General features: G+C 64.2%; 10 protein-coding genes. 8 read left to right on the forward strand and 2 right to left on the reverse strand.

All coding sequences use genetic code 11. From position 1 onward, the window contains the following. Window positions 1–398 precede the first annotated feature (398 nt). On the forward strand, window positions 399–647 hold the full coding sequence (gene tatA, locus ENJ37_08510; GenBank protein HHL40534.1) for a twin-arginine translocase TatA/TatE family subunit: 249 nt from the start codon (window positions 399–401) through the stop codon (window positions 645–647). A 988-nt stretch (window positions 648–1,635) separates the two neighbouring features. Here tatA and ENJ37_08515 read toward each other — a convergent pair. Then, window positions 1,636–2,337 carry a hypothetical protein gene (locus tag ENJ37_08515; GenBank protein ID HHL40535.1) on the reverse strand — a complete coding sequence of 234 codons (702 nt, stop codon included), beginning with the start codon at window positions 2,335–2,337 and terminating at the stop codon, window positions 1,636–1,638. A 281-nt stretch (window positions 2,338–2,618) separates the two neighbouring features. Next, window positions 2,619–4,127: a DUF3426 domain-containing protein gene (locus ENJ37_08520; protein ID HHL40536.1), complete on the reverse strand. Its 1,509-nt coding sequence runs from the start codon at window positions 4,125–4,127 to the stop codon at window positions 2,619–2,621. 475 nt (window positions 4,128–4,602) lie between these two features. Between ENJ37_08520 and ENJ37_08525 the strand changes: the two genes are divergently transcribed. The 7 genes from ENJ37_08525 (at window position 4,603) to nuoD (ending at window position 10,953) form a co-directional block, all read left to right on the forward strand. After that, window positions 4,603–5,850 (forward strand): hypothetical protein, encoded by a 1,248-nt coding sequence (locus ENJ37_08525; GenBank protein HHL40537.1) that lies wholly within the window; start codon window positions 4,603–4,605, stop codon window positions 5,848–5,850. Window positions 5,851–5,863: 13 nt separating this feature from the next. Beyond that, window positions 5,864–6,649: an acyltransferase gene (locus ENJ37_08530; GenBank protein ID HHL40538.1), complete on the forward strand. Its 786-nt coding sequence runs from the start codon at window positions 5,864–5,866 to the stop codon at window positions 6,647–6,649. A gap of 68 nt (window positions 6,650–6,717) precedes the next feature. Further along, a complete protein-coding gene (locus ENJ37_08535; protein ID HHL40539.1) occupies window positions 6,718–7,710 on the forward strand; it encodes a metal-dependent hydrolase in 993 nt (330 codons plus the stop codon). Window positions 7,711–8,102: 392 nt separating this feature from the next. Then, on the forward strand, window positions 8,103–8,468 hold the full coding sequence (locus ENJ37_08540; protein ID HHL40540.1) for an NADH-quinone oxidoreductase subunit A: 366 nt from the start codon (window positions 8,103–8,105) through the stop codon (window positions 8,466–8,468). 75 nt (window positions 8,469–8,543) lie between these two features. Further along, the gene (locus tag ENJ37_08545; protein HHL40541.1) at window positions 8,544–9,110 is read left to right on the forward strand and encodes an NADH-quinone oxidoreductase subunit B; all 567 of its coding nucleotides are present in this window, start codon (window positions 8,544–8,546) and stop codon (window positions 9,108–9,110) included. A 214-nt stretch (window positions 9,111–9,324) separates the two neighbouring features. After that, window positions 9,325–9,753 (forward strand): NADH-quinone oxidoreductase subunit C, encoded by a 429-nt coding sequence (locus tag ENJ37_08550; protein HHL40542.1) that lies wholly within the window; start codon window positions 9,325–9,327, stop codon window positions 9,751–9,753. Window positions 9,754–9,762: 9 nt separating this feature from the next. Further along, window positions 9,763–10,953, forward strand: a complete 1,191-nt coding sequence (gene nuoD / locus ENJ37_08555; GenBank protein ID HHL40543.1) for an NADH dehydrogenase (quinone) subunit D — start codon at window positions 9,763–9,765, stop codon at window positions 10,951–10,953. Window positions 10,954–11,053 lie beyond the last annotated feature (100 nt).

Genomic DNA, 11,053 nt, shown 5'->3' on the forward strand with positions numbered 1-11,053 from the left:
GCACCTCGACCACGTCCACAACCAGCGGCCCTCCGTCACGCTCCGCTCCGCGCCCGCCGAGCCACGACACCGCCGGCGCGAGCGCGTAGCCGACCCACAGGGCGAGCAGATGGATCATCAGCGAGACGGCGAAAAACCTGAGGATCCCGTCATCGCCCGGCGGTCCGCCCGCATATGGAAAAAATATTTTTGTTGACATGAAATGGTCTTCGGTCGATAATATCCTCGTAGGAAAAACTGTATCTCATCGACGCGTTCCGTCCTTGTTATTGTAAGGCCCAGCGTCGGCATACTGCAAGGTTTTTCCCCGCAGCGGCCGACACCGAGGGATTTTCCCGACGATCCCGGGGCCCGGACGGCTTGATCAAACGATTCGGAGGGGAACGGAGGGGAGAGAGATGTTTGGCTTGGGAACGACGGAGCTCATCCTTATACTGGTCATAGTGCTCATCATCTTCGGTGTCGGCAGGCTCCCCGAGATCGGCTCGGGCATGGGCAAGGCCATCAAGAATTTCAAGAAGGCCACCGAAGAGGCCGAGATAGACATAACGCCCGACGAGGCCAAGGAAAAGGACAAGCTCCAGGCCGACGCCGACGCCGCCAAGAAGGTGGGCGGCGAGAAGCCCGAAAAACACACCGTGGCCTGACCTACTTTCTTTTTTAGAAAAAAAGAAAGTAGGCAAAGAAAAAACAATAGACCCCCTTCGTCACCGCTGGGGGTCTTTTCTCTCCTCAAACGGTCGGCGCTCCCGTCCCTCGGCCGTCTCCTGCCCGTTCGATGTGAGAGGATGGAAAAAGCTGTCCTTCTCCTGCGACGGGTAGCCTTTTGCCTGCGCGCGACGCTCCCGCACTTTCCCTCAACGTTCTCCCGCGCCGAGCGGCCGGTCCGGCGGGGAGAGGGGGCAATCCTTTCCAATTTACAAATTTAAGCAGTGAAGGAATTTGTTGCCAACGATAAAGAGTCGCCTCTCTTTCCTTGCTTTTTGATTAAGTGATGGAAGAAAGAAGTGTCCTTGCCATCGACGGCCTGCATTCGTGACGGCCCCAGGGGGTGCTGGGAGGCAAAGGCGTAACAAACCCCGCCTGGCGCCTCCCGGCACCCCCTGGGGCCGCTTCCAAACCCGCATAACCATCCCGCGTTACACACCTCCTTTGCTTCCCAGTAGCGGAAAGCCGCAACGGTTTCTGGACGTCGGTTACGTTTTTCCGTGGACGGATAAAGGGACTTAAGAATTTGCGGAAGGGACGGCTGCTATGGGCGAGGAAATGAGACCTCGACCTCCCCGTGCGAGGTCGGATCCTCGGCTCACCGTACAGGGGCACGGCCCACGGATCGCCCAGTTGCATACATTATATATCGCGGGGGCGGAAATTCAAGAAAAAAGAAAATGAGCTCTCAGCCACCAGGGAAAATAGAAATAATGATCGAAAGTCTTTGAAGGGGCGGAGAGGCAAGGCTTTATTCCGGGGGAATTAAGAAAGACTTCCTGCGGGGTGTCGTTATACGACTGACTTCGTTGTTCTCCCCTGGAGGTCGGGGCGCAAAGGCGTAAACGATCCCGCCTGGCGCGCCCCGACCTCCAGGGGAGAGCTTCACGAAAAGACCGCCTCCCATACGGGGTAAAAGGAGTCTATTCAAAAAGTCTCCCCGGCGGGGGGAGCGCCTTCGCGTTCTGCGATGAGCTCTTGGGCGCAGAGTCTTATCTGCCGGTGGAGCGTCCTCGTGGTGGCGATCTCCTTCAAGTCCTGGAGCAGCAGCATCTCGAGCAGCCCTATGACGAGTCTGGGCGGCGCATAGGGGTTGAGCGCCACCGACTTTTTCACCGCCCTCCGCTTCGACCACTTCCTGTGGCCCGCCACCAGCCGCAGTATCTCCGGCGAATTCGGTCTCTTCGACGCTATCTTGAGGACCTCGCGTTCCGTTATGCGGGGGTTGTCGAGCAGGTGCCTTATGACCACCGGGTCGGGGTCTGAGAGGAGGCGGTCGAGCGTGTCCTTGACCGGGCTCTTCGCCATGGAGCGCCGCAGGCCGAGGCTCAGAAGCTCCATCCCGGCCTCTTCCTCCTTGTCGTAGCCCGCGAACCCCGAACGGCGGGGAGGAAGGTCCGTGAAGAGACGGCTCACGCGGCCCAGTCCCATCTCGAGGGAGGCGAGGTAGACGCGCCGACAGAGCCGCTCGCCCAGGGCGTTGCGAAGCCCCTCATGGTCGACCATGAGCATCTGGAAGAGCCGGCCGCCCCGGCTGTGACGGCCCGACCTGTATATTATGTCGATAACGGCGGCGATCCTCTCGGGTTCGAGCGCGCCGAGACGCCTTCCGACCAGACCCCACTGCATATCCCTTTCCGAAAGGCTCTCGAGCTCCCTCAAAAGCTGCGCCGCACGGCGACGGTCCTGCTCCATGGCGTTGTGTTGCGACCGGCCTCCCGGCCCTTCGGTGGAGTGAGTCGGTTGGCTATCCGCGAAGCGGGGCCTGCCGGCGGGGTGAGATCCACGAGCGAGGAGGAGCCGCCGGTCTCTTCAGAGTCATCGACGGCCTGCATTCGTGACGGCTCCCGTCACCACCCGGGGCCGCTTCCAGCGTTCTTCCGGCGGCGCAAGGCCAAGGGCCCCGGGCTTCAGCGCAGGACCTCGATGTCGAATGCGGCCATGTCCGCGGGCGGCTCGGTGAAGACGACCATGGCCGGGATGACGCCCTTGGGCGGTATGGTGCCGGCCGACTTGTCGCCGAAGTGTCGTTCGATCTCGTCCCTGGTGAGGGTCTTGAGCTCCTCTCCCGACATGATCCTGCCCGGCGAAACCATGCGCGCCGCTATGCGCTCGCCGTTACGGTTGTAGAGGCTGGCCTTGACGCCGCGGATCTTCTGGGGGTCGAAGGAGACGTTCTTGATGACGCTCTCCACCACGAAGAGTCTGCCGAAGTGGATGTTGTCGGCCATGTAGCCCTTTATGTCCTCTATCTCCACGACGGCCGCCTGCGCCTGCTGCTGCGGCCGGCCGGCAAGGCCCTTCATGACGCCGTCGAGCGCGCCGGAAAAGTAGATGGCCGCCGCCGCGGCCGCAACCACGGCTGCCGCCGCAAGACCCATGAGGCCACTCTTCGCCTTCGGCTCCGCGGCCGTCTCGGGCTGCTGCGCCTCTTCGGTTCCCTCCGGCGGAGCCTCCTGCGCCGGAGCGGTCGCCGCCGCCTCATCGCCGAGGGGGAAGTCCTCGCTGAAGAGCGTGCTCTCCTCCTGCTCCTCTTCCCCCTTAGCCGCGGCGAAGCTCGTCACCTCCGTCTCGGCCGCCTCCTCCCTGTCGAAGCTGAAATCGAACTCGTCCGCCCGCTCCTCTTCCCCTTCGGCGGGGGCGGTCTCCTCGCCGGCCTCGTCCTCATCGAGGGAGAGTCCTATGCCCTGCTCTTCGGCCGCCTTCTCTTCCGGCTCTTCGCCGAAGTCGAGGTCCATCTCGCCGAGAGCCGCATCCTGCTCCCCCGTCGAAGAAGCCGCCTCGGCCGGGGATTCGAGTCCGAAGAGCGTCTTGTCGCCCTCTTCACCCTCCTGCGCACCGCCGAGGTCGAAGTCCAGCGAGAACTCCTCTTCCCTTTCGGCGGAAGCGGACTCCTCACCGGCTTCGTCCTCCCCGAGGGAGAGTCCCATGTCCTGCTCTTCGGCCGCCTTCTCCTCCGGCTCCCCGCCGAAGTCGAGCCCCATCTCGCCGATCTCCCCGGCCCCCTGCTGCGCGGCGGCGGGCGTCGAGTCCACCGCAGGCTCCAGTCCGAAGGCCGTCTTCTCCGCCTCATCGCCGGTCCTGTCTTCGCCGAAGTCGAAGTCCAGCCCGCCGAGGTCGAGGTCGGAGCCGCCCTCGGGCGATGGTGGAGCGGCCTCTCCCTTTGCGCCTTCTTCCGCCTTCGGCGCCTCGGGCTCGGACGGCTTCGGGGGCTCTTCCGGCCGAGGCGGCTGCTCCTCACGCGCCGTCTCCTGCTCCTGCGGCGCAGGAACAGGAGGCGGCGCGGGCTGGGTCGGCTCCGGCGGCGTGACGACGAAGACGTTCTGGCACTTGGTGCACCTCACCTTCACGCCCTTGCCGGTGACCTTCGAGTCGTCGAGGCGAAACTTGGTATTACACCTGTCGCACTGGATTATCATGGTTTGGAGGACCCCTTTGTTTTTAATGAAGGGACGGGACCGATCTGCGCCGCCGTGATCTCCAGGGAGTCTTTGCAGGGGAATTCCGGACAGTCCCCATGGGAAAAATTTTCGCAGAAGGCCTTCTGCGGATAATCGTGGACTTCCTTGAAGTTTAGCATAGCCCTCTGTGCATTGCAAGTCAAACCGTTTTCATAAGATCGGGTTTTGCTTGACAAAAAGCCGCCGCGCCGGCGGCCGGAGGCGGGGCGTGCCCACAAAAGTCTTGACTGGAGCGCCGGTTCGTCTTAAAAGATAGGGAAATTTTGATTGATGATCCCGGGGGAAACTTTCTGTAGGAGGGGCACAGGCCCACGTCTCCCCCAGACCCCCTTCAAAGACTTCCGATGCCTTCTGGACACCCTCATTTTGCAGGCAAAGTCAGGAGGAGGCCAGAAGGCAGTGGAGGGGTCGCTTTTTGCGGGAGGTCCAAGTGATGGAGCAAGTATCGGTCGGCCGGGCTCTCCTCGGCGCCGCCGCGGCCATTGCCGCCACACTCGTCATTGCCGCCTCCGCCGGAGCCGTCCACAAGGGCGCCGGCGGTCTCACCTGCGGAAACTGCCACACCATGCACAACAGCCAGGGCAACGGCGGTCTCGGCGGCAACAGCGAGGGCAGCTTCACCCTGCTCCGCGGGGCCGTGACCAACCGTGGCACCATCCACAAGCTCTGCCTCCAGTGCCACGGCGTGGGCGGCTCGCAGGCCGACGTGGCCTTCGCCCCCCACGGCCAGAAGGCCCCCAAGGTCTACGGCGGCAATCTCCTCAACTGGGACGAGTCCAAGGACTTCAGCAAGATAGGCGCGGGCGGAGACTTCTTCAAGGAACTCGACTCCAACTTCGACCTCACCACCGCGGGCTCGCAGAACGCCATGGGCTACGGCCACAGCGTGGGGCTGGTGAACGCCGACCCGCCGGGCTTCATCGTGGGTTCGCCCTTCACCAACGACTTCAGCTGCACCATCTGCCACGACCCCCACGGCGCGCCCATAACGTCGTGGACGGGCTACAAGCAGTTCGACAACTTCGGCTGGATAAACGGCACCGGCGTGAACACCTTCAGGAACCTCAAGCTCTACGCCGTCTTCTTCCCCCCCTACTACGGCATCCTCTCCGAGACGCGCAGCTACGTGGGCGGCATAACGGGCAAGTACGGCGAGCCCGGCGCCAACTACGTCCCCGAGGTGGTCAACGGTGTGGAGATATGGCCCGTCTACAGGGGCGACCCCTCGGACCCGGCCAACAACAACGTATACGACGGCGTGGGCGTGGAGGGCATGTCGGGCTTCTGCGCCCAGTGCCACTCCTTCTGGCACGAGGACAAGGAGCCCGGAAACGTGGTCGGCGAGGACTGGCGACGCCACCCCGTCGACAAGATACTGGACAGCGCCGACGTATCGGGGGCCGGTGTGAACACCATAGACTTCGCCCACTACGCCTCCATGCCGGCCGGCAGGAAGCTGCCGGCCGCCAACGCCGACAACACGGACCTCTCCGTCGAGTACTACTTCGCCGACGCCGACGGCGAGGACAAGGTCTTCTGTCTCTCCTGCCACTTCGCCCACGGCGGCCCATACTACGACAACCTGCGCTGGGACTACCTCTCGGCCGTGCCCGCGGCGGGCGAGCAGTCGGGCAACAGCATTGCGAGCAACCAGGGGTGCCAGCAGTGCCACAACAGGTAGCGGCTCCGGCGCCGTGAGGGCGGGCTTCGTTCAGACGTCGCCGCGCTTCGGCGATGTGGACCGCAACGTGGAGGACGCCCTGCGCAGGATACGCAGGGTCGAGGCCGACCTCGTAGTCCTCCCCGAGCTCTTCTCCACGGGCTACGCCTTCGCCTCCGGCCGCGAGGCCCGGGGCCTTGCCCACAGGGTGCCGGGACCGGTGACCGACGCGCTTTGCGCCGTGGCCGCCGAAAAGGGGCTGCACATCGTGGCGGGACTCGCCGAGCGGGCCGGACGCAGGGTCTACAACTCGGCGGTGCTCGTCGGCCCCGACGGCCTCAAGGCCCTCTACAGAAAGGCCCACCTCTTCCGGGACGAGACCGCCGTCTTCTCGCCAGGCGACACGCCCTTCGAGGTCCACGACATCGGCGCCGCAAAGGTGGGACTCATGATCTGCTTCGACTGGATATTCCCCGAGGCCGCCCGCACGCTGGCCCTCAGGGGCGCCGAGATCCTCTGCCACCCCTCCAACCTCGTCCTTCCCTACTGTCCCGCCGCCATGGTGACGCGCTGCATCGAAAACCGCGTCTTCGCCGTCACGGCCAACAGGGTCGGAAGCGAGGAGAGGAGCGGCGCCGGAGAGCTCCGCTTCATCGGCAAGAGCCAGGTCGTGGCCCCCGACGGCTCGGTGCTCGTGCGCGCATCGTCCACGCGCCCCGAGACCCGCATCGTCGAGGTGGACCCGGCCCTTGCGCGCCACAAGAAGATAACGCCCGTAAACGACCTCTTCGCCGACAGGAGGCGCGACCTCTACGAGTGAGGCCGCGCCCCGTCACCCCGGGGGCAGCTTTTTCAAAAGGTGCTATCGGCAAGAGTGTCCTTTCGCCGTTGCGCAAGCGCTCTGACATGGAAGGGGAGCTGAAGGTTCCCCGCGAGAAGACCGTCACCGACTACCACGTCCACTCGCTCGTCTTCGGCGGCGCGTCGTCGCTTGCCGGTGTGCGGGGTCTTTTCCTCAAGCGGCTCTTGCGGCGGCTCGGCGTGCCGGCCCGCGCAGCCGACCTCGAGGCGGCCTATCACGCAAGACTATCCCATCTTGTGAGGCGGTCGATCTTCGTGCGCCGCGCCGTGGTCTTCGGTCTCGACGGCCGCTACGACTCCGGGGGCAGGCCCGTGGAGGTCCGCTCTCTTCTGACGATCCCCAACGAGCGGGTCCTCGCAAACATCGCGGGACTCGAGGGCCTGTGCTTCGGCGCGTCCATAAACCCCGCCCGCGCCGACGCCGCCGACGAGCTCGAGCGCTGCGCCGCCGCCGGGGCCGTGATCGTCAAGGTCCTGCCCAACACGCAGGGCTTCGACCCGGCCCGGAGGCGCTACAGGCCCTTCTACCGTCGCATGGCCGAGCTCGGGCTGCCGCTTCTCGTCCACAGCGGCATGGAGTTCGTCCTCGGCGCCGCGGACCAGTCGCTCGGCGACCCGGCGCGCCTTGAGACGGCGCTCGCCGAGGGCGTGGCCGTCATCGCCGCGCACGGGGGCGGCACGGGGCTCGGCCCCTTTGAGCACAACCTTCCCGTCCTGCGCCGCCTTGCGCGCCGCTACGACAACTTCTTCATCGACACGGCGGCCCTTACGCTGCCCACGCGCATGGCCATGGTCTTTCTCCTGCGCCGCCACCCGCTGCTGCGCGGACGCGTCGTCTTCGGGACCGACCTGCCGCTTCCCCAGCTCGCTGCCCCTTTCGTCTTCTCGCTCGCCCCCCGAAGGCTTCTCGAGATAAGGCGGATCGAGAACCCCTTCGACCGCGCCCTCGCCCTCATGGTCGGCCTCGGGCTGCCGCCCGCGGGCCAGGCCCCGCTCGAGGCCCTTGTGAAGAGGGCTTGAGCCGGCGCTGCGGGCGACCTCTCCGAAGAGGACCGGCCGCCGGCGAAATCTTTTCATTGCCCTGGGGGAAACTTTCTGTAGAAGGGCCATAGGCCCACGTTTCCCCCGGACCCCCTTCAAAGACTTTTGATTCCCTGCGGATCATGCCGATTTTGCTTGCAAAATCGGCATGATCCGCAGGGCGTTAAAAGTTTTTGGAGGGAGTCTGAGGGAACCTTTTTACAAAAAGGTTCCCTCAGTGCGATAAATCAGAGCTTCCTTAAGTTTTATTCATTTTTCAGCTTGACAAAAGGGAGCAGTTGGTTTATTTTGCATCCTACCCTGAGAGAGTCCCACCACAGCTCGAAGGGATTTTTTTTCTCGAAATTCAACACTCGCGGGAAGAAATCGCCATGCTCCTTTCGTACTTGCCGGTACTCTTCATAGTGGCCCTTGCGGGCATGATGGCCATGGGAGCGCTCGCGGCCAACGCCGTGCTCGCACCGCGCAATCCTTACGGAGCGAAGCTCACCCCCTGGGAGTGCGGCATGGAGCCCATCGGAGAGGCCGACAAGGGGCACTTCAGGATCCACTTCTTCATCATAGCCATACTCTTTATCATCTTCGACGTGGAAACGCTCTTCCTCTTTCCATGGGCCGTCATCCTGAACGACGCGTCCCTGGCCGTCTTCGTCTTCGTCGAGATGTTCATATTCATCTTCATCCTCGCCGTCGGGCTCGTGTACGCATGGGTCAAGGGGGCCCTCGAGTGGGTATGACGCTTCCGGCGTCCGGCGCCCTCTCGCCCCTGCCCGGGCGCCGGTGCGCCGCGGCGGGAAGGGACCGGGTAGGCGATGAAGTTTGAGGAAAGGAATCCGGCCGAGGGGGCGGTGCTGCTCACCACCGTCGAGAGTGTCTTCGAGGCCGTGAGGAAAAACCCCATAGTAAAGGCCGTGAAGCGCAACGCCGTCACCGAGGCGGTCGTGAACTGGGGCCGCACCTCTTCGCTCTGGCCCATGACCTTCGGCCTCGCCTGCTGCGCAATCGAGATGATCTGCGCCGGCTGCTCACGCTACGACACGGACCGCTTCGGCATAGTCTTCCGCCCGTCGCCGCGCCAGTCGGACGTTATGGTCGTGGCCGGAACGATGACCAAGAAGATGGCCCCCACGGTAAGGCGCCTCTACGACCAGATGGCCGAGCCCCGCTGGGTCATCGCCATGGGAGGGTGCGCGTCGGCCGGAGGGCCCTACAACACCTACGCCGTCGTGCAGGGAACGGAGCTCGTGGTGCCGGTCGACGTTTTCGTGCCGGGCTGTCCGCCCCGTCCCGACGCGCTGCTCTACGGCTTCATGCAGCTCCAGGAGAAGATCAAGAGGGAAAACCCCTTCATCGTCGAGGAGAGGGGACTGGGGGGTTGAGGATGGCCGCCTTCCCGCCCGAGGAGGCCCCCCGGCGTCCCCGGTCCGCCGGCTTCGGGGGCGGCGGGCCGGGAGCCCAAGGCCCCGAAGCCGCCTGCGCGGGCCGCGGGGAGAGCGTCATGTCAGGAGAGTTCGGTTCATGAGTCCCGCGGACAGGAAAAGGCTGCTTTTCGACAGGCCCAGGGAGCGCTTCGGCTCGTACATCGTCGAGAGCATGGAGGAGCGCGGCGAGGTGACCCACGTGGTCGGCAAGGAGGGGCTCATCGAGCTGTGCCGCTTCCTGAGAAGCGACGTTGAGCTTCGCATGAACTTCCTCTCCGACGTGCTCGGCGTGGACCACAGGCCGCGCAAGCCCCGTTTCGACGTGGTCTACCACCTCTACTCCATACCGCGGAAGCTTAGGCTGAGGCTCAAGGTCCGCGTGGACGAGGGCGAGTCCGTGCCGTCGGTCACGTGCCTGTGGAAGGGCGCCGACTGGGCCGAGCGCGAGACCTACGACATGTTCGGCATCCGCTTCGACGGCCACCCCGACTTGAAACGCATATACCTGCCCCACGACTGGGAGGGATACCCCCTGCGCAAGGATTATCCGCTGCGGGGCTACAAGGACCGCTACAACCCCTTCGGCGTGGAGAAGGGATAGGAAGCGCCCATGGCTGAACTTGAAGAGGCGATAAAGACCGAGCGGATAACGCTCCACCTCGGGCCCCAGCACCCCTCCTCCCACGGCGTGCTCCACCTGGTCGTCGACCTCCAGGGCGAGAAGGTCCTGCGGGCCGAGCCCGACATCGGATACCTCCACCGCGGCACCGAGAAGATAGCCGAGAACCTCCTTTACCACCAGTTCGTCCCCTACACCGACAGGCTCGACTACATGGCGGGCATGAGCAACAACCTCGCCTACGTGCAGGCCGTGGAAAAGCTCATGGGCATCGAGATACCGGAGAGGGCCAAGTACATCAGGACCATCGTCGCCGAGCTCTCGCGCCTGTCGGGCCACCTCATAGCCGTCGGCGCCTGGGCCATGGACCTCGGCGCTATGAGCGTGCTCCTCTACGCCGTGAGAGAGCGCGAGGCCGTGCTCGACCTCTTCGAGATGATATGCGGCGCGCGCATGACCTACAGCTACATGCGCGTCGGCGGGGTGCGCTACGACGCCACGAAGGCCTTTGTCGAGCGCTGCGGCGACCTCTGCGAGATGCTTCCCGAACGCATCGACGAGTACGAGAGGCTGCTCACGGGAAACCGCATATGGCTGCAGCGCAACAAGGGCGTGGGCGTCATATCGGCCGACGACGCCGTGAGCTACGGCCTGAGCGGTCCGGCGCTTCGCGCAAGCGGAGTGAAGTGGGACATAAGAAAGGACGAGCCCTACCTCGTCTACGACCGTCTCGACTTCGACATCCCCACCGGCGAGAACGGCGACTGCTTCGACCGTTACATGGTCCGCATCGAAGAGATGCGCCAGGCCGTGCGCATAATAGAGCAGTGCCTGCGGGACCTCCCCGACGGCCCCTTCGCGGTGGACATGCCCGAGGTGGTCCCGCCGCCGAAGGACAGGGTCTACTCCAACATGGAGAACCTCATCCACCACTTCAAGTACGTCTCCCAGGGCTTCAAGGTCCCCAAGGGCGAGGTCTACTCGGCCGTCGAGGCCCCCAAGGGAGAGCTCGGCTTCTATATAATAAGCGACGGCTCGGAGCGGCCCTTCAGGCTCAAGATCCGGGTCCCTTCGTTCGTCAACCTCCAGACGCTCGACCATATGTCGCGCGGCGAGTATCTGGCCGACGTCATAGCCATACTCTCAAGCCTCGACCCCGTCTTCGGCGAGGTCGACAAGTAGGGGGGCTCTTTCCTTTCGGGCCGTCCCTGATCGAAGAAAGGTAGAGGGGGCGAGAGGGTTTTCCTCTCAGGCCGTCCCCGATCGAAAAAGGGCGAGGGGC

The sequence above is a fragment of the Deltaproteobacteria bacterium genome (assembly GCA_011375175.1).
Classification (GTDB): Bacteria; Desulfobacterota; GWC2-55-46; order GWC2-55-46; family DRME01; genus DRME01.